Here is a 20,143-nt window from a genome sequence, read left to right as displayed (position 1 = left end):
AATCATGGGTGATATGAGTAGATTTTATGAATCTGTAAAAAACAAATATCCAAAATTAAAAGATGGAACTAGAGTTCATATGTGGCCAAAAGAAAATATCATAATTGGTCCCATTTATGATGAGGCAAATGGATATGAAAAAAGTATAGGGAGTGTGGATAGTTTAAGTTGGAAGCAAGTTGTTGTACTAGCAGAATGTGATGGGAAAAATACTACTAAAGATGTATTAGATATATTATCCAACAGATACAGAAATATCCCTGATATGAGAGATAAAGTTATGGAATTTTTTATGTTTTATGATAATGAGTATTTAACCTTTGAAGATGAGGCACAAACATTATCAAGTGTTTTTGAGATAACAGGAAATAAAGTATATCTTACACCTTTATACTTTACAATAGAGATAGATGGTAATGACAATAGGGTTCAATATTTTTCTGAAGTTATAAGCTTATTAAAGTGTATGTATGAAAAAGGATGTAGGTTTATAGAAGTTATTGGTGAAGATATTCTAAAAAATAAAGATATGAAAGTAGTATTTCAATATATGCTAGACCATTTTGATTTAATTATAGTAACTAAAGATAGTTTTACTATTGAAAGAAGTTTGATAAGAGAATTAGATGATTATCGTCATAAAGTAATATGGAATGTATATTCAGAGAATGACAACATACATGTTAAATTAAAAGAAGATATAAAAATAACTAGTTTAATAAAAAGAGGACATACAGTAGTAAGAGGAGCTAGAGGAAAAGCAATAAAAATAGAAGATATGAGGTTTAAAGATATAAGAGAAAGATTTTCAAAATATGGTGCAGAATGGAGCCATGTATACATTTCTTCTGACGGCAGTGTAAAATCTTATTCCATTCAAAAAGATAAAAGAGTTTATTTAGGCAATATATTTGACAATTCAGTTGAGGAAATTTTCTTAGAGATGCAAAATAAGATTGATAATCTAGAAATTGTATATCAATAATTATCAAAATTAAGTTTTAGGAATAATTTATAGATTGGTTGTTTAGTTTTGTGTCAATAATTGTTAATGAGGTGATATAACTTGTTAAGATTGTTGAACAAATTTTTTTATGATACTTTACTTAAATGCTGGCTTTTTATGATGCTATGGATTTTTAGAGAACTTTTTACAGAGACAAAATTAGTCAAAAATTTTAAACTTCATAAAATATTTATGTAAAAATCATATAAAATTCATATAACAGATGTATTATATAGAGTATAGAAAGACTAGCTTAAAAACCATAATATAATACCCTATTGTAATGATAACCCTCCCTCACATCCTCAAATAGAGTTATCATTACAAGAATTAATCCATAAATTTAAAATTTATGGTTTTTTTTTATTTAATTTGTTTTATTATCTAGGAATATGATTTATTATAGAATATATAATAAGTAATATAAAATACATTTGATTAAGTTTTTGACATGTTTTTAACTATACTAATAAGGAGGAGTATTTATGAATGTAAATAATCGCAAGTGCCCAGAGTGTGGTGAGCATAGTAAAAAATTTGAAGTAATAGAAGAGAGTGAGGAGTGTGTGACATTTGAATGTTACACTTGTGGAACTATATCTATACTAAAGTATTGTGACAACTGTAAAGAATTTGTATTTGTAAATATTCCAAACAATGTAGAGACATATGAGTATTGTTGCAGTAAATGTAATAATAAGATTTAATATAATTAAAATATATAATTTCATATGTCGTTTATACAAATATCATATAAAATTCATATATGTAATGTATTATAGAAATATAGAAAGAACTAGCTTAAAACATAATATAATTACCCTAAATTTATAATGACAACTCTCCCTCACATCCTCAAATATAGTTGTCATTATAAAATACTTTGGCTGTTTCAAAAATGTAAAATCATTTTAGAAGCAGTCTATTTTTTTGTAAAAAAATAAAGAAGACAACGGGAAGCCTTCTTTCGTGTAAAAAAAGTTTAATTTTTTGTTAAGATTTGTTTGTTTATTTTATTTTATATTATCTTTATAATATGTTTTTATTTGAAGGTTGGCAATGGATTTTGCACAACTGGTCATTATGAATGTAAAAGTGGAATATTATTAATAAATAATAATTACAAAATTGTAATTATTATTTATTAAGCAAATGCGTAAAATATTACATTAATGGGTATATAATTAATAATATACTAGTTTGGGGAGGATAAAATTATGAATTATAAAACAATCATATTAAATAGAAAGTCTGTTAGAGAATATAAAAAGACAGATATTAAAGAAGAGTATCTTAGTGAGATTAAGAAATACTCAGAATCTTGTAAGAAACTAGTTCCAGAGATAGAAGTTGATATAAGAGTAATGAATAGAAGTGAAGTTTTTGACAATTTAGATAAAATAGCAGGATATAAAGGAAATATGATAGATGCACCAAGTTATATTATAATATTATCTGAAGTAAAAGATAATTACATCGAAAATTCAGGATACATAGGAGAAAATATAATTTTTAAGGTAACAGACCTTGGAATAGGCTCTTGTTGGGTTACTTTTGAGGATAGCAAAAAGGTATTAGATAAACTTGGTATTGACTCAGACAAAGAGGTAACAGGAATTATTGCTATTGGATATGGAGAAAATGCAAGCAATACTAAAGTACTAAATGCTACAAAGACTGGTGAGAATTATTCAAAATCTGATATGCAAGTTGTTTCAGACAATAGTTCTTCTCGTTTAGGTGTAGAAGAAGTAGTTTATATGGATGAGTGGGGAAATAATGCAAATACAAATATATTAGAAGAGAGAGCACTTCTTGATGCATTCCATTATGCAAGATTAGCTCCATCTACATTAAACAGACAGCCATGGAGATTTATAGTTGATGGAGGAGTTGTAGTTTTAGCAGTTAGAAAAGATGGTCATACTAATTTATATGAAGAAAAAATAGATATTGGTATAGTTATGCTTTATTTTGCAACAATAATAAGTGCAACTATGTTTGAGTTAAAATGGAATTTAGGTACTCCAGATAAAGATTATAAAATACCAGAAGAATATAAAATAGTTGGATATTGTAATATATAAAACAGTTTAATATTTAATTTAGTTTTACTTAAATTAATTTCTATAAAGAGTTCAATAACATTATATAGAATAATGTCTTTGAACTCTTTTGTTGTATAATTTAATTTTAGCATTATTAGTTGACAAATTTTATGTAAAAGAGGACTATTAATGTAAATTATTGGACTTGATATAAAGCCAATATAAAATTGATAGCTAAATGAGTAAATGTTATACTTTAAACTGAATCTGTATCTATTTTTGAAATAGTATTTTAAAGCTTACAATTTTGTGCATAGATTGAGAGGTATATTATTTTATTAAACTGTATAATTTGCTTGGAGGGAATGTTAAATGGAATGGATAAATAAATTAAATCAAGCTATTACTTACATTGAAGACAATCTTGAAAGTGGAGTGGATTATGCAGAAGCAGCAAAAATTGCATGTTGTTCCACCTTCCATTTTCAACGAATGTTCTCATATATTGCAGAAGTACCTTTGTCTGAATATATTAGACGTAGACGTATGACTAAGGCAGCACTTGAACTACAAAACAGTAATATCAAAATTTTAGAGCTGTCTGAGAAATATGGTTATGATTCGCCTACATCTTTTAATAGGGCTTTTCAAAACATACATAATATTTCTCCATCTGCTGCTAGAGCGAAAGGCGTTGTTTTAAAAGCATATCCTAGGATAACCTTAACTATTTATGTAAAGGGAAATGTAGAAATGCAATATCGTATTGTGGAAAAAAAGGGATTTCGTATTGTTGGAGTAAAAGAACATATGAATATGATTGTAGAGGAATGTTTTGATAAGGTTCCCAAGTTATGGGCTAAATCTATACAAAATGGAATGGTTGAAAAACTTTTGAAATTAATAAATCATGAACCTTATGGATTACTTGGAGTCAGTACATGTATGAATGGAAAGGACTTAGACTATTATATTGCTGCACCAACAGATAGACATACTTTAGAAAATACTTATGAATATTTTATACCATCAGGTACATGGGCAGTATTTGAATGTGTTTCTCCAATGCCAAATGCTACTGCTATACAGGAATTGCAAAAAAGAATTATTACTGAATGGCTACCAAGTTCTGGGTATGAGTATGCTAGTTTACCAGATATAGAACTTTATCCTAAAGGTGATATTAATGCTCCTGATTATACAGTAGAAGTTTGGATTCCAATTAAGAAACAAATTCAAAACTAGAGAAATAAGATGAAATTTTAAAATAGCAGACTAAAAATAGTCTGTTATTTTTTGTGAAATATGGAAAGTAAACTTTACATAAAACGTATATAGGTGTATAATTATGGAAAGTAAACTTTACATAAAATGAAATGATTTAAGGTGATAAATGTGAAAAATAGATTAGAAGAAATAAGAAAAAAGAAAGGGATAAAGCAAGAAGAGCTTGCCATTGCCTTACAAGTCTCAAGACAAACTATTGGTTCATTAGAAAATGGCAGATATAACCCATCAATTATTTTAGCATTTAAAATAGCAAGATATTTTGATATGAGTATTGAAGAAATATTTATTTATGAGGAGGAGTAAAAATGAAAAAGAACAGATTATATATAGGTATTGTTTATCTTGTTTTTGGAGTTTTATTTATTTTATTAGCTACATTGACAGAATTTTCATTTGAAGCTTTTATATGGGGACTTGCTGGAGCATCTTTAGGTCCTGGAATATGTATGATACTACAGTATATATATTGGAGTAAACCTGAAAGGGCTAAAGAATATGAGAAAAAGGTAGAAAATCAAATAATAGAGATGAATGATGAGAGAAGAGTTATGTTATGTGATAAATCTGGACGTATTACCAACCAAATTATGTCTTATGTTTTAGTGATTATTATATTTATAGTATCTATATTGAGTGTATTCTCAGTAATGGTAATAAGTAAATGGGTTTTAATTGGGCTTGGGTTACTTCTTTTATTTCAATTTATTTGTAGCGTAGTTGTATATAATAAATTGGATAAAAAGTTGTAATAAAAAATTAAAAATCACAATAAAAATATTAACGTTTTAAGTTTTAGATTTTTAAGATAATTTCAGATGATATCTTTAATAATTATATATACAAATTTATAAAAAGCCACAAGTATATATTATATTTTGTGGCTTTTTTATAGATAAAGATTATATAGGCTTTAAAGAAAAATATTGTAGTACTTTATTTCAGAGTAATTTCTATATGCTTTTAAAGGGATTAATCTTCATATAAATCGCCACTGTTTTCTTTATTAAGAGTTCCATCCAATTCAACCATTAGAAATTTTGTAAGTTTTTTAACTACAGGTCTATGTAGTGTATTTTTGGGTACAATAATAAATTCTCCTTCCTCAACTTTTGTTAATCCTTCTTGAGTTTCTAACTCAAACTCTCCTTCGATTACATAAAATAGTTCATCTGATTTTTCATGAATATGAAAATCTAAGCTTCTATTTGCCACTTGAACAACACTTAGTACATTATTATTGATAATTCCTATTTTTTTATAGATGTATAGTTGTTCGATATTATTTACTTCTTTAATTATATTAGATTTTGTTAACATTATAAGCCTCCTGTAATTATTGGTTTTATTTGACTTTTAGTATATGTATATGCTAACATTTATTTGACTATTTGTTAAATAGATTGATTAGATTATATCAATCTTAAATTTAGATAATACTGGAGGTGTCATAAATATGGAGTTAAAACATCTGAAGACCTTTTTAACACTTAGTAAAATCAAAAATTTTACTAAAACTGCTGAATATCTTAATTATGCACAATCAAATATTACGACTCAGATACAGCAACTAGAAAAAGAATTAGATGTACGTCTTTTTGAGCGTATAGGAAAAAGTGTAACACTAACTAGAGAAGGAGAAATGTTAATTCCCTATGCAAAAAAAATGATTCTACTTTCATCTGATATTAAAAATATGTATGAAAACCACACTGATTCAGGGCGTATTGTTATTGGGGCTTCAGAATCTATTTGTATTTTTAAACTACCTGAAATTATTAAAATATATAAAGAGAAATATCCTGATGTTGATTTGTTTTTGAAGACTTTGGATTCATCTGATTTTATTCCATTACTTGCAGACAATACAATTGATGTTGCGTTTATCCTTGATTCTCCTGTTACTGATAAGTCTGTTGTTTCTGTATTGAAAAATGATGAGCCAATATGTATTTTATCTGCTCCAGATAGTAAACTAGTGTTAAAAGAAAATGTGTCTATTCAAGACTTTCAAGATATTCCTTTTATTTTAACAGGGGAGGGCTGTTGTTATCGAAGTCTATTTGAAAAAGAATTATCTGAATCAGCTGTAGTTCCTAAAATAGTTCTTGAAACAGGGAGTATTCAGGTAATTAAGCAAACAGTGCTTAGTGGTCTTGGATTGTGTCTTCTCCCAGAGCTTGCAGTAGAGAAAGAATTAAAAAGGCATGAATTAATTAAGGTTCCATATTCTACAAACTATAACATTGTTTCTCAACTCATTTATCATAAAGATAAGTGGATGTCTAAGAATCTTTGTGATTTTATTTCTATTGTTAAACAGATGTACTAGAGTATTTTTAAATTGGTTATGTTACACGAATTGAAAATATAGACTACTTTAAAGCAGTCATAATTGCATATTTTGGATAAGTTGAAGCTTACTGAATAAAAGCTAGAAACAAATCAAAAATCATTTATTTCCATACATAATATTGAAAGTAAAAGAATAAGTTTTAATGAATATTTAGGGAATATGGCAATAAAAAAGCTCTTTAGTCTAAACCAAAGAGTTTTAATTTATTGGTGCCGCTGATGGGACTCGAACCCATATGGTTTCCCGTACGATTTTGAGTCGTATGCGTCTGCCAGTTCCGCCACAGCGGCTTATATTTTAAATCCAAACTACTTGTATATCCTACCAGATTTTCTGAGAACATGCAAGAGGAATATTGAATACAAAACACTCATTAAACTGTCAAAATATCATAAATACTAGCATTTTCTTACGCAAACTTATGAATCAACACAGTTGATTTTGAGTTAATTGCATCTACCAATTCCATCACTCGGTCATGTCATGTTTATTATTATAGCAAAAAAATATATTGTTTGCAACATATTTAATTTTAATATACTATTATTATTATGGGAATATTAAATAATAGCATATTGGTATATAATATATATGTTACAAAAATAGAGAATCTTTAGGAGTGATATAATTTGGAAAAAAAATTAATTATAATAGATGGAAATTCAATAATAAATAGAGCATTTTATGCTTTGCCAGAAATGAATAATAAAGAAGGCTTAAAAACTAATGCTATATACGGATTTACGACAATGTTGTTTAAAATAATAGATATATATAAACCAACACATATAAGTGTAGCTTTTGATAGAAAAGCACCTACATTTAGACACTTAGAGTATAAAGAGTATAAAGCAGGAAGAAAGGGAATGCCAGATGAATTAGCGGAGCAATTACAGCCACTAAAAGACCTTTTAGATAAATTTAAAATAAATAGATTAGAAATAGATGGTTATGAAGCTGATGATATTATAGGAACTGTTTCTAAAAAAGCAGAGGATAATGGATATAAGGTATACATAGTAACTGGAGATAAAGATGCCATTCAACTTGCTTCAGATAAGACTACTACTCTTATAACAAAAAAGGGTGTAGGAGAAGTTGAAGAATATGACTTTAACTCTGTAATTGAAAAATATGAAATGACTCCAACTCAGTTTATTGACTTAAAAGGGCTTATGGGAGATAAGTCAGATAACATACCAGGAGTACCTGGAATAGGAGAAAAAACAGGAATAAAACTTATAAAAGAGTTTTCTAGCATAGAGAATTTAATAGAAAATACAGATAAACTTAAAGGAAGTGTAAAAAAGAAGATAGAAGAAAATAAAGAAATAGCCATTCAAAGTAAAAGACTTGCAACAATTATAAGGGATGTACCAATAGAAGTAAATTTAGATAGTATGATTTTTGGCGATTATGATAAAGATGAACTTTTAGATAAGTTTAGATATTTTGGATTTACAAGTCTTTTATCAAGATTAGTTGATTTGGTTGACTCAGATGATACTGAACAAGTAGAAGAAAAAATAGAAATATTAAAATTAAAAGATATAGATAAATTTATAGACGAAGTAAATAAAAAAGGACAAGTTATTTTAAAAACTGTTAGAGGACAAGGTAATATACTTGAAAAAAATATAATATATATCTTTATAAGTGTAGATGGAGAAAAAATATATTATATAGATTCAGATGAGATGACAAAATTAGATGGTATACTTTCAAATAAAGAAATCAAGAAATTTGGATATAATTTAAAGGATGATTATATATCTTTAAAGCCATATAATATAAACTTGGAAAATATAAATTTTGATATAACAATAGCTGAGTATTTAATAGATTCTACTTCATCTACCTCATATGACTGTAGTGCTATAGCTATGAAATACTTATCAAAAAAAGTTAAATCAAAAGAAGAATTACTAGGTAAAGGTGTTAAATCTAAGAACTACGAAGATTTAGAATTTGAAGAGTTGGCTGAGTATATGGGGCAAATAATATGCACAGTTAAAGAAACAATTCCTATGATGGAAAGAAGTTTAATCGATATGAGTATGGATGGTCTTTTTTATCATGTAGAAATGCCTTTAGTGGAAGTTTTAGGACATATGGAGTATGAAGGTATAAAAGTAGATAAGAGTATATTAGATGACCTAAGCATTGAGTTTAAAGAAATAATTTCTACACTAGAAAAGGAAATCTATGAATTATCAGGAGAGCCATTTAATATAAATTCACCAAAACAATTAGGTGTTATATTGTTTGAAAAATTAGAACTTCCAATAATCAAAAAAACTAAGACTGGATACTCAACTAATGCAGATGTTTTAGAAAAATTAAGGGATAAACATCCAATAATCGATAAAATAACTGAGTATAGACAAATAGTAAAGCTGAATTCTACTTATGTTGAAGGTCTTCTAAACATAATAAATCCAGAAAGTAATAGAATTCATTCATCATTTAATCAAACTATAACAACTACTGGAAGAATTTCATCTACAGAACCAAATCTTCAAAATATACCTATAAAAATGGAAATGGGTAGAAAAATAAGAAAGGTGTTTATTGCAGATGAAAATTGTAAGCTAGTTGACGCCGATTACTCACAAGTAGAACTTAGAGTTCTTGCACATATGAGTCAAGATGAAAATATGATAGAAGCATTCAAACATAATGAAGATATTCATACTAAAACAGCTTCACAAGTTTTTAATGTTTCTATGGAAGATGTAACTAGTGAGCTAAGAGGTGCAGCTAAGGCAGTAAACTTTGGTATTATATATGGTAAAAGTGATTTTGGATTGGCGGATGATTTAAATATACCTGTTCCAAAAGCAAAAGAGTATATAGAAAGTTATTTTGCTAAATATCATAAGATAAAAGAGTTTATGGACACTACAGTAGAAAAGGCTAGTGAAGATGGTTATGCTGTGACTATCTTAAACAGAAGGAGATATATACCAGAAATAAAGTCTAGCAATTTTATGGAGCGAAATAGAGGGAAGAGATTTGCAATGAATGCACCAATACAAGGAAGTGCAGCAGATATAATAAAGATTGCTATGATAAATGTTCACAAAAAGTTAGAAGAAAATAATTTGAAATCAAAACTTATACTACAAGTTCATGATGAATTGATAGTTGAAGCAATTGACGATGAAATAGATATAGTTAAAAAAATTGTAAAAGATGAAATGGAAAATGCTGTAAATATGGATGTTCACTTAGATGTAGATTTAAATGTTGGTAGTTCGTGGTATGAGACAAAGTAGGTGATTTTATGTTGATATTAGGACTTACAGGAGGAATAGGCTGTGGAAAAAGCAGCCTATCAAATATATTTAGAAAATTTAACATTACTATAGTGGATGCAGATATTATATCTAGACAAATATTTGATGATAAGTTGTTATTAGAAGCAGTATTTAAACATTTTGGTCGAAATATAAAAAAGGATGATGGGACTTTAGATAGAAAAGCTCTTGGGAAAATAGTTTTTAATGACGAAGAAAAACTTAATGAGTTAAATAATCTGACACATCCAATAATAAGAGAAAAAATAATAAGTGATATAGAAGAAGCCAGAAAAAAAGGCGAAAAGATAGTAATATTAGATGCAGCAATATTAGTAGAAAGTGGATTTTTGGAAATAGTAGATAAGCTATTAGTGGTTACTTGTAAACAAGAAGTACAAATTAGCCGAATACAAAAGAGAGATAATTGTAGTAAACAAGAAGCACTTAGCAGAATAAATTCACAAATGAGTCAGGAAGAAAAATCCAAATATGGTGATTATATAATAGATAATTCGGGAACAATAACTGAATTAGAGAATAAAGTATACAAATTTATTGAATACATGAAGGAGAATTGGCGTGAATAATAAGAAAGTATTGATTCTATCTATTTTTATAATCTTATTTGGGGCACTATTAATGGAAAGTAAAATAATACATAAGTTTTTGTATCCTAAAAAATACTCAGAGTATGTAGAAAAATATTCTAAAGAATTTAATTTAGATGAAAATATAGTTTACAGTGTCATAAAAGCAGAAAGTAAGTTTAATAGCTCTGCTGTTTCAAAAAAAGAGGCCAAAGGGTTAATGCAAATACTAGACATGACTAGAGATTGGGGAGCGGAAGAACTGAATCTAGAAAATATCGATATTTTTGACCCAGAAACTAACATAAGAATTGGTTGTTGGTATTTAAATAAATTATATAAAGAATTTGGTTCATTGGATTTAGTAATAGCTGCGTATAATGGTGGTTCAGGTAATGTAAAGAAATGGTTAGAAAATAACGAATATAGTAAAGATGGAAAGAATCTACATGATATACCTTTTGAACAAACTTCAAAGTATGTAGAAAAAGTAAAAAATAATTATAAAAATTATAATAAGATATATGGCGAGAAGGGGAAAAACTAATGAAGAAAATAAAAGTCTTAACAGTAATTTTAGCTATAACTCTTATGATAGTTGGTTGTAGTAATACAAAAACAAAACAAAGTAGTAGCGAATCAAGTATTAAAAGTCAAAGCTCTATAGATGCCAAATATATAAACTTAACGATGGTGACTCCTAAGACTATAAACCCTATAACAAATACTGATAAGTCTGTTGGCTACATAATGAACTTAATCTATGATGGTTTGTTTACAATAGATGAAAACTATAATGTAACTCCTCAGTTAGTGAAGGAGTACAATATAGCTCAAGATGGAATGAGTATAGATATAAAGCTAAACGATGCAAAATGGCATGATGGAAAAGCTGTTACTTCAAATGATGTAAACTATACAATTGGTTTAATTCAAAAAAGTGCAGAAAGTCCATATAATGAATTTACAAAAAATATAGCTTCTGTAAATATTAAATCAGATAAAGATTTTACAATAAAATTTAAAGCTAAATATGCTTTTTCTATTGATAGTTTAATTTTTCCAATAGTATCTCAAAATCATTTAGATTCAAAAGATGTAAATGACAAAAATAATAATATGATAGGAAATGGGAAATATAAAATAGAATCATATACAGAAAGAGAAGGAATGATTTTATCTGTGAACAAGGATTACTATGAAGAAGTTCCTAAAGCTATGAAAAATGTAAAAGTGGGAATGGTTCCTAATGAAGATGCTAGAACATCTATGGTTATGGCTCTTGATAGTGATATAACAAATGTTACACTGAATGATTTGAGCAAATTTCAAGAAAAAGAGTTTAATATAACAAAATATCAAGGTAGGGATTATGAATGTGTATTATTTAATTACAATAATTCTTTTTTTAAGGATGTCAATTTTAGAAAAGCAATTGCACATTCTATAAATAAAAATAGAATTATTAGTGAAGGTTATATGGATGATGCAACTCCTGTTAATTTTCCACTTAACTCAAAATCAAAATATTATAGCAGTGATGTGAAAGATTTAGAATACAATAAAGATAAAGCAATTGAGTATCTTAATAAAATAGAATATGCAAATATAAATGCAGTGAATACAAAAAATGATAAAGTAGATAAAAAACAAAAAAAATCAGCTAAAAAAAATACAAAAAAACTTACTGCTGAAGAACAAAAAAAGGCTGAACAAGAAGAAGCTGAGAGAGTAAAAAAAGAAGCTGAAGATAAAAAAAATAAAGAAAAAGAGGAAGTAAAGAAAAGACTTTCTGAAATGAATTTAAAAATAATAGTAAATAAAGATAATAGTGAGAGGCTAAAAACATCACATATAATAAGTGAAAACCTAAAAGCTATAGGAATAAACAATACAATAAATCAGTTATCAGATAAAGAAATGGAAAGTGCGCTTAATTCTAAAAATTACGATTTAGCATTGGTAGGGTGGAATTTATCGAGCGTACCAGATGTAAGTAGTATAATAGCAAGCAGTGGATATACTGATGATAAGTTAAATGGATATATGTCTGCACTGACAAGTTCTGCATCTGAAATTGAAACAAAGAAAGCATATAAAGTTGTACAGAAGTATGTTAGAGACAATGCAACATTTATCAGTTTAGCTATTAGAAACAACTATATTGTAAGCAATAGTAGACTAAAAGGAAAAATTACTCCAAATGAATTTGATGTATATGAGGGAATCTCTAACTTAGATATAAGCTCAAATGAATCAAAATAAATTAAATGATTAATTTATATTTAAAAAATTTAAACTGTATGATAAAATACCCTTGTAGGGTATAAGGAGGTAATTGATATGAAAAAGAAACTATTAGTAGAAGGTATGAGTTGTGGACACTGTGTAAATCATCTTAAAACTGCATTAACAGAAGATATAGATGGTGTTGAAGTTTTAGATGTAGATTTAGAAAATAAATGTGCATCTGTAGACATGAAAGATGATGTGTCAGTTGATAAGTTAAAAGAAGTAATAGCAGAGTTAGGTTTTGAATTAAAAGGAATTGAATAAAAAAATAATAAAATAAAAAAAGACCTCTATTGGGGGAGTAATAGAGGTCTAAAAATGGGGGAGATTGAGTATGTTTGATTTTACATTACTATTATCTCCCCTTTTAAATTAATATATACATAAAAAGTAAAAAATTTCGAGAAAGATTCACATTTCTTAAACTTTTTGAATATACTATAAATAGCTAAGGGAGGGAGTATCATGGAGTCTAGAGGATATAAAGAAGATTTAAAAAAAATGATACTTGATATGGCCCACAAAGAACTTGAGAGTTATGTATCACAAAAAGGAGCAAAAAAATACTTTGAAGGTAATTTGGATAAAGTTATTAATAATAATATAAAAAAATTCAATCAAAGTATTGGTCTTAATAGAGTATATTTAAAAATGTTAAAAAAGTGTGCATATCAAGAAAGTGTAACTTCGATATCAAGAACCATCAAAAAAGAAACATTATTTAAATCAAAAAAAGAGCTATTTGCTTTTTCAGAGTACTTAAAGCTTAATGTTAATAAGCGACTTTCATATAATCAGATTTTAAGAAAAATATCAAGGTATATATACTATAATAGAAATTCATATGCTCAAAAATACGTTACTTTCAAAAGAGGAGATGAAGAATATTTTTTAGAACCTGAGAAAATAAAAGATGAATTGATATCAAGCTATAGGTCAAAAACTAGAGAAGATATGAAATCAATAGCAAAACTTTTAGATATAGAAATAGAGGAAGATTATAGTGCTGAAGATATTAGAAAAAAAGTAATAAACTATATTATAAAAGAAAAAATTAAAAATTAAATATAAAAATTTTAAAAAATAAGTTCTATTATTTTACACAATCAAGATAACTTGAGTACAACTTTTTCATGTGTTTAATAGAACTTATTCTTTTTTTGACATATTCTTTTAAATAATTTAATGCTACTTAGGTATTACACAGCATTATTCAAATTTTTAACTTAATTTGATTTAAATAAAGTTATAATAATGATATAATATAAAAAAAGTAAAAATTGGAGAGTGATTTCAAAATGAAGTTTAGTTTTTGCCATAACAATTTTAATGTTACTAACTTAGAAAAAAGTTTGAATTTTTATGATAAAGCTTTAGGTCTAAAAGAAGTAAAGCGTAAAGAAGCAGAAGATGGAAGTTTTATACTAGTTTATTTAGGAGATGGGATTACTAGCCATACATTAGAGTTAACTTGGCTTAGAGATTGGGATAGACCATATAATTTAGGGGATAATGAGTTCCATTTGGCTTTAGAAGTTGAAGAGTTTGATGAGGCAAAAAAACTTCATAAAGACTTAGATTGTATATGTTTTGAAAATGAAAGTATGGGAATTTATTTTATAGCGGACCCAGATAATTATTGGATTGAAATACTTCCTAAGAATCATTAATTTTAAGAATATAATTATAATTTCTTTACAATTAATAATAGAATAAGTTATCATTAAAATATAGTTCTTAAAAATGGATAATAGTGGTATGACTTTATGATTATAAAAATATGTTGGGGGGAGTGATAGTAGTGAAGAAAGCTATAACGGCTTTAGGGATTGGAGCAGTAGCAGTATCTGTTAGTTCTATACATGCAAGTGCCCTTGAAAAGGGAGTTGTGACAGCTAGTGCTTTAAATATAAGAAGCGGGCCAAGTGCTGATTGTGACAAAGTAGCAAAGTTATACAAGGGAAAAACTGTAGAAATTTTAGAAAAATCTAATGGATGGTATAAAGTAAGAGTATCAAGTTCTGTTGTTGGCTGGGGAAGTGCAAAATACATATCAACGAGTGGTTCATCTGGAAGTACTTCAAACCAAAATAATTCAACATCAAGTGGAACATCTATTAGTGGGAATGGAAAAGTAAATGTCAGTTCTAGATTAAATATAAGAAGTGGTGCAGGTACAAACTATTCATTAGTTGGTAAAGCAAATAATGGAGATGTAGTAAAGCTATTAGAACAAAGTAATGGATGGTATAAAATAAAACTATCAAATGGAGTTACTGGATGGGCTAGTAGTCAGTATATCTCAAAAACATCAGAAGATGTTGGAACAAATAATTCTAATTCAAGTAATACTAATAACAATAATAACGACACTGATAAAAATCAATCTAGTGAAGTATCGCTTGAAGGCAAGAAGGGGAAAGTAACATCCACTGTAAGTTTAAATGTAAGAAGTGGCCCTGGGACAAGCTATTCTGTAATAGGAAAATTAAGTGGTGGAGATGTTGTTGAGCTAAGGGCCAAAAATAATGGATGGTATAAAGTGAAATTATTAAATGGGACAACTGGATGGGTAAGTTCTAGTTATATTTCTGAGACTAATGAAGGATTAAAAGAAAACTCTAGTTCATCGTCTAATAGTAATTCCCAATCTAATAGTAATTCAAACTCTTCATCTATTGGAAATTCAGATAAATCGACTGTGAATGGTTCAAAAGTAGTAGACTTTGCATATACCCTTATTGGAATACCATATCAATGGGGGGCCTCAGGTCCAGATAAGTTTGATTGTTCTGGATTTACACAGTATGTTTTTAAACACTCAGTTGGACTTTCTATCCCAAGAGTTTCTAGAGAGCAAGCTCAATTTGGAAGTGCAGTTTCTATGGGTAACTATGCACCAGGAGATTTAGTTTACTTTGATACTGATGGAGATGGAGCAACGAACCATGTCGGTATATATGTAGGCAATAGTAAGTTTATACATTGTAGTGGAACTCAAACTAATCCTAATAAGGTTAAAGTGGACAATTTGACTACTTCATATTGGTCTAAAGCATTACTTGGAGCAAGAAGATTTGCTTAGTAGATATAATTTTTATTAAAAAATTAAAATAAATAAGTTTTCTATTCATAAATTGAGACTCTTAAAAATATACTTTATTAATAATATAATTTTGGGAGGGGACAAACTAATGAATAGAAGAAAGACGATATACAGAGGATTTAATAATAATAGACATAAGATAGATGTGCGTAAGTATATAATAACTATTGCTTGTTTATGTTTAATTGGCTATTATTCTTATACAAAAATAAAAGATAGCAAGATGTTAGAGTATATATCAGCTAAAATACCATTTCTAAATAGTTCATCAGATATAACTTATAAAGATATATCTGATGAATTAAATGCCATAAAAAATGGAAAAAAATCTAAATCGCAAACCAATTCAAAGGATAATCAAAATAATAGTTCAGAAAAAGCAGTAAATAATACTAAGGAACCAGAAAAAGTAAAATTAGCTACTATTGAAGGATGGGATATATATACTATCCAAGTTGCTGCAATAGATAATGATGATGATTTGAAAAAAATACAAACATCATTAGTTAGTAGCGATATACCTTTTTCAGTTATGGAGAAAGATGGAGTAAAAAAAATACAAACATACTCTTCTTTTGATGAAAATGAAGTTAGAAAACATATGAGTTCTATAAGAAAAGTATTTCCAGATGCGTTTTTATCTCATTTAGATGCACCTATGCTATCTTTAGAATATACAAGCAATTATGCTTATATAGATAGTATATCAAAAGAGTTAAATAAATTAATAACAAACTTTAAAGAAGAATCAAGTTTTTGGTCGAATGATGAAAATAATGTAGATATGGAAAAATATAATACTATTTTGACAAATAGAAAGGCAATATCACAAAATATATCAAAAGAAGCGGAAAAGATTGATTATTCTGAAATGCGTTTATTTAAAGATAATTTAATTGGTTATGTAAACAACATAAACGAAAAAATTGATACTGCCTCAAAAGCAGCAAATGAAGAAAAATATAGTGTAAGTAAAAGTCTACTTTTATCATCTATGCAAGAGTATTCTTTGTTTATAAATTCTATAAAATAAAATACAGAAAATTTAGACTTTAGAAAGCTATAGGAAAAGGATTGTTTAATAAGACAATCCTTTTCCTCGTTTTAACTTAATAAAGAGGCATTGATTTATAAAATAAATTATAAAAATAGGGATATTTTTTTAACAATTGTTAAGATTTTTTAATATATATAGTATACTTATAGAAGGCAGAAAAAATGTTTTTTTATAGATAAGGGGGTAAAACAATGAAACTCTTAACTTTTAAGGGAGGGATACATCCTCCATATAGAAAAGAGTACTCTAACACAAAGGCACTTGAAAAAGCTCAAGCTCCAAAGATAGTTTACATTCCTCTTCAACAACATATAGGGGCACCAGCTAAACCTATTGTTGAAGTTGGTGATGAAGTAAAGTTTGGGCAAAAAATAGGTGAACAGCAAGGTTTCGTTTCATGTAACGTTCATTCTTCAGTATCAGGTAAAGTTATTGCTATTGAACAACATGAAGTACCAGGTGGTTCAGCTCAATGTGTAGTTATAGAAAATGACTTCAAGGAAGAATTACATGAAAGTGTTCAACCAAAAGGTCAGTTAGAGGATTTGAGCAAAGAAGACATAGTAGGTATCATAAAAGAGGCAGGAATAGTAGGTATGGGTGGAGCTACATTCCCTAACCATGTAAAAGTATCTCCTCCACCAGATAGTAAAGCAGAAGTAGTTATATTAAATGGGGCAGAATGTGAGCCATATTTAACTGCAGACCACAGATTAATGGTGGAAAACCCAGAAGATGTTGTATTTGGTTTAAGAGCATTAATGAAAGTATTAGATGTTAAAAAAGGATTTATAGGAATTGAAACAAATAAACCAGATGCTATAGAAGCAATTCAAAATGTAGCTAAAGATTATAGTGAAATCGAAGTTGTTGGCCTTCAAGTGAAATATCCACAAGGAGCAGAAAAACAACTTATTTATGCGTGTACAGGTAAGGAAGTTCCATCAGGCGGATTGCCAATAGCAGCAGGTGCAGTTGTTGACAACGTTGCCACAGCAGCTCAAATAGCTAAATCTATTAAAACAGGGATGCCTTTGGTAGAAAGAATTACTACAATAACAGGTAGTTGTATCAAAGAACCTAAAAACCTAATAACAAAAGTTGGTACATTAGTTTCAGAAATAATAGACCAATGTGGTGGTTTTAAAGAAGGTAAAAAAGTTGGTAAAGTTATAATGGGTGGACCTATGATGGGTATGACTCAATATACTATTGAAATAGCAACTAATAAAGGTTCTTCAGGAATTTTATGTTTAGATGAAGAAGAATCACGTACACCAGATGTTCAAAATTGTTTAAGATGTGGAAGATGTACAGATGTATGTCCATCATTCTTACAACCACTTTTCATAAGTGCATATTCTTTGAAGGAAGATTATGACACAGCTGAATATCATAGAGCTATGGATTGTATAGAATGTGGGTCTTGTTCATTTATTTGTCCAGCAAGAAGACCATTACTTCAATCTATAAGATCAGCAAAAAGAGAAATAGGAGCAAAGAGAAGAAAGCAAGCTGCTCAGAAATAAAGAAAGTTAAGGGGGAAAAACGATGGAAAATAAGTTGATAGTATCATCTTCTCCTCATGTGAGAAGTAATGAAGATACTTCATATATAATGAAACAAGTTATTATAGCACTCCTTCCAGCAGCAGTAGCAGGAGTATACTTCTTTAGACTTAATGCATTGAGTGCTATGTTTTTTTGTATACTTGGTACAGTAGGTACTGAATTTTTATATCAAAAACTTATGAAGCATAAAAGTACTATAGGAGATTTTTCAGCTGTTGTAACAGGATTATTATTAGCATTTAACGTACCAGCATCACTTCCTTGGTGGATGTGTCTAGTAGGAGGAATATTTGCAATATTAGTAGTTAAAATGGTATTTGGTGGAATTGGATGTAACTTTGTCAATCCAGCACTTGCTGCAAGAGCATTTTTATTAGCATCATTTCCAGTAGCAATGACTGCTTGGACTCAACCAGGTGTTAATTGGATAGGTAAAAATTTAGATGCAGTTACTACAGCAACACCATTAAGTTTTTTGAAAAATGGAGCAGCAGGATTAGCTGACCTTTCTAGTAATGGAATCAGCCTTGCTGATATGATGATTGGTAATATTGGTGGATGTATAGGTGAAACATCAGCAATATTATTATTATTAGGTGGAGTATACCTAATGTATAAAGGCATAATAAATTATGTTATCCCAGTATTTTACATAGCAACTGTATTTATATTAACATTCCTTTTAGGTGGATTTAATATAAATTTTGCAATATATCAACTGTTTGCTGGAGGCCTTATGTTAGGTGGATTCTTCATGCTTACGGATTATACAACTTCGCCTATGACTAAAAAAGGTCAAATCATATATGCTGTATTAGCAGGTCTTATAACAACTGTTATAAGAATGTATGGTGGATATCCAGAAGGTGTATCTTACTCAATACTACTAGTAAACTGTCTTGCACCACTTATAGATAAGTTTGTTAGAAACAGAGTGTTTGGGGAGGTGGCTAAATAATGAATAGTATGGTAAGACTAGGTGGAACTTTACTTGCTATAAGTGCAATAGCCTCATTAGCACTTGGAGCTACAAATCAAGTTACAGCTCCAGTAATAGAACAAAGAAACATACAAGCAAACAATGAACTTAGAAAAGCAGTACTTCCAGAAGCAAAAGAGTTTAAGGAAATGAAGGAAAGTACTTATAAAGACCTTGGAGATGGTCTTATAGCTGAGGTCTATGAAGGATTAGATGGTTCTGAGGTAGTAGGATATACTTTAAAAGCTAAACCAAGTGGATATGGTGGAGAAATTGAAGTTATGGTAGGTATATCAGCTGATGGCCAAGTTACAGGTGTTGATATTGGTAATATGACAGAAACAGCAGGACTTGGAGCAAAAGCTAAGGATGATGCATTTAAAGGTCAATACAAAGGAAAAACTGCTGAACCTCTTGAAGTAGCAAAAGGAAGTACAACAGCAGAGAATCAAATATTAGCAATATCAGGTGCAACTATTACATCTACAGCAGTTACTACAGGAGTAAATGCTGCGATAGATGTTTTCAATAGTGCTCTTAATAAATAAGGAG

General features: G+C 28.4%; 20 protein-coding genes and 1 tRNA gene. 19 read left to right on the top strand and 2 right to left on the bottom strand.

Annotated features, from left to right (window positions below):
• Positions 1 to 4: 4 nt before the first annotated feature.
• The 6 genes from KGF45_RS06225 (at position 5) to KGF45_RS06200 (ending at position 5,093) form a co-directional block, all read left to right on the top strand.
• A complete protein-coding gene (locus KGF45_RS06225; protein ID WP_227827052.1) occupies positions 5 to 985 on the top strand; it encodes an SPASM domain-containing protein in 981 nt (326 codons plus the stop codon).
• Positions 986 to 1,491: 506 nt separating this feature from the next.
• On the top strand, positions 1,492 to 1,713 hold the full coding sequence (locus KGF45_RS06220) for a hypothetical protein (protein WP_227827053.1): 222 nt from the start codon (positions 1,492 to 1,494) through the stop codon (positions 1,711 to 1,713).
• 510 nt (positions 1,714 to 2,223) lie between these two features.
• A complete protein-coding gene (locus tag KGF45_RS06215) occupies positions 2,224 to 3,093 on the top strand; it encodes a nitroreductase family protein (RefSeq protein WP_227827054.1) in 870 nt (289 codons plus the stop codon).
• Between the two features lie 333 nt (positions 3,094 to 3,426).
• Complete coding sequence (locus tag KGF45_RS06210) at positions 3,427 to 4,299, top strand: AraC family transcriptional regulator (protein ID WP_227827055.1); 873 nt, start codon at positions 3,427 to 3,429, stop codon at positions 4,297 to 4,299.
• Between the two features lie 150 nt (positions 4,300 to 4,449).
• A complete protein-coding gene (locus KGF45_RS06205; protein WP_227434059.1) occupies positions 4,450 to 4,647 on the top strand; it encodes a helix-turn-helix transcriptional regulator in 198 nt (65 codons plus the stop codon).
• A gap of 2 nt (positions 4,648 to 4,649) precedes the next feature.
• The gene (locus tag KGF45_RS06200) at positions 4,650 to 5,093 is read left to right on the top strand and encodes a hypothetical protein (protein ID WP_227841991.1); all 444 of its coding nucleotides are present in this window, start codon (positions 4,650 to 4,652) and stop codon (positions 5,091 to 5,093) included.
• Between the two features lie 220 nt (positions 5,094 to 5,313).
• Here KGF45_RS06200 and KGF45_RS06195 read toward each other — a convergent pair whose 3' ends face one another.
• The gene (locus KGF45_RS06195) at positions 5,314 to 5,661 is read right to left on the bottom strand and encodes a cupin domain-containing protein (RefSeq protein ID WP_227827057.1); all 348 of its coding nucleotides are present in this window, start codon (positions 5,659 to 5,661) and stop codon (positions 5,314 to 5,316) included.
• Positions 5,662 to 5,797: 136 nt separating this feature from the next.
• On the opposite strand from KGF45_RS06195, the gene KGF45_RS06190 reads away from it, so the two are divergent.
• Positions 5,798 to 6,673: a LysR family transcriptional regulator gene (locus KGF45_RS06190; RefSeq protein WP_227827058.1), complete on the top strand. Its 876-nt coding sequence runs from the start codon at positions 5,798 to 5,800 to the stop codon at positions 6,671 to 6,673.
• Between the two features lie 231 nt (positions 6,674 to 6,904).
• Here KGF45_RS06190 and KGF45_RS06185 read toward each other — a convergent pair.
• Positions 6,905 to 6,987: transfer RNA gene (locus tag KGF45_RS06185), tRNA-Leu, on the bottom strand.
• Between the two features lie 339 nt (positions 6,988 to 7,326).
• On the opposite strand from KGF45_RS06185, the gene polA reads away from it, so the two are divergent.
• The 12 genes from polA to KGF45_RS06125 all read left to right on the top strand — a co-directional run bounded on the left by polA (position 7,327) and on the right by KGF45_RS06125 (position 20,139).
• Positions 7,327 to 9,975: a DNA polymerase I gene (polA, locus tag KGF45_RS06180; RefSeq protein ID WP_227827059.1), complete on the top strand. Its 2,649-nt coding sequence runs from the start codon at positions 7,327 to 7,329 to the stop codon at positions 9,973 to 9,975.
• Between the two features lie 8 nt (positions 9,976 to 9,983).
• Positions 9,984 to 10,586, top strand: coding sequence for a dephospho-CoA kinase (gene coaE / locus KGF45_RS06175; protein WP_227827060.1), 603 nt, complete (start codon positions 9,984 to 9,986; stop codon positions 10,584 to 10,586).
• Positions 10,579 to 11,133 (top strand): lytic transglycosylase domain-containing protein, encoded by a 555-nt coding sequence (locus KGF45_RS06170; protein WP_227827061.1) that lies wholly within the window; start codon positions 10,579 to 10,581, stop codon positions 11,131 to 11,133. Before coaE ends, KGF45_RS06170 begins: the two co-directional genes overlap by 8 nt.
• Entirely contained in the window at positions 11,133 to 12,851 is a 1,719-nt protein-coding gene (locus KGF45_RS06165; protein ID WP_227827062.1) for an ABC transporter substrate-binding protein, read from the top strand. The genes KGF45_RS06170 and KGF45_RS06165 overlap by 1 nt, the downstream gene beginning before the upstream one ends.
• Positions 12,852 to 12,929: 78 nt before the next feature.
• A complete protein-coding gene (locus KGF45_RS06160) occupies positions 12,930 to 13,142 on the top strand; it encodes a heavy-metal-associated domain-containing protein (protein WP_227434065.1) in 213 nt (70 codons plus the stop codon).
• Positions 13,143 to 13,343: 201 nt separating this feature from the next.
• Complete coding sequence (locus tag KGF45_RS06155) at positions 13,344 to 13,943, top strand: hypothetical protein (protein WP_227841990.1); 600 nt, start codon at positions 13,344 to 13,346, stop codon at positions 13,941 to 13,943.
• A gap of 233 nt (positions 13,944 to 14,176) precedes the next feature.
• Positions 14,177 to 14,548 (top strand): VOC family protein, encoded by a 372-nt coding sequence (locus KGF45_RS06150; protein ID WP_227434067.1) that lies wholly within the window; start codon positions 14,177 to 14,179, stop codon positions 14,546 to 14,548.
• A gap of 131 nt (positions 14,549 to 14,679) precedes the next feature.
• Complete coding sequence (locus KGF45_RS06145; RefSeq protein WP_227841989.1) at positions 14,680 to 15,963, top strand: C40 family peptidase; 1,284 nt, start codon at positions 14,680 to 14,682, stop codon at positions 15,961 to 15,963.
• Positions 15,964 to 16,072: 109 nt separating this feature from the next.
• Positions 16,073 to 17,017 carry a hypothetical protein gene (locus KGF45_RS06140; RefSeq protein WP_227827066.1) on the top strand — a complete coding sequence of 315 codons (945 nt, stop codon included), beginning with the start codon at positions 16,073 to 16,075 and terminating at the stop codon, positions 17,015 to 17,017.
• Positions 17,018 to 17,232: 215 nt separating this feature from the next.
• Complete coding sequence (rsxC, locus tag KGF45_RS06135) at positions 17,233 to 18,570, top strand: electron transport complex subunit RsxC (protein WP_227827067.1); 1,338 nt, start codon at positions 17,233 to 17,235, stop codon at positions 18,568 to 18,570.
• A 22-nt stretch (positions 18,571 to 18,592) separates the two neighbouring features.
• Positions 18,593 to 19,570: an RnfABCDGE type electron transport complex subunit D gene (locus tag KGF45_RS06130; protein ID WP_227434071.1), complete on the top strand. Its 978-nt coding sequence runs from the start codon at positions 18,593 to 18,595 to the stop codon at positions 19,568 to 19,570.
• Positions 19,570 to 20,139 (top strand): RnfABCDGE type electron transport complex subunit G, encoded by a 570-nt coding sequence (locus tag KGF45_RS06125; protein WP_227839875.1) that lies wholly within the window; start codon positions 19,570 to 19,572, stop codon positions 20,137 to 20,139. Before KGF45_RS06130 ends, KGF45_RS06125 begins: the two co-directional genes overlap by 1 nt.
• The last annotated feature ends 4 nt before the right edge of the window (positions 20,140 to 20,143 follow it).

Origin of the sequence: Clostridioides sp. ZZV14-6154 (genome assembly GCF_020657785.1) — a bacterium.
In the GTDB taxonomy this organism is placed as follows: Bacteria; Bacillota; Clostridia; order Peptostreptococcales; family Peptostreptococcaceae; genus Clostridioides.
The sequence above is the reverse complement of the archived record's forward strand: the minus strand, read 5'-3'. Positions and strand labels throughout refer to the sequence as shown.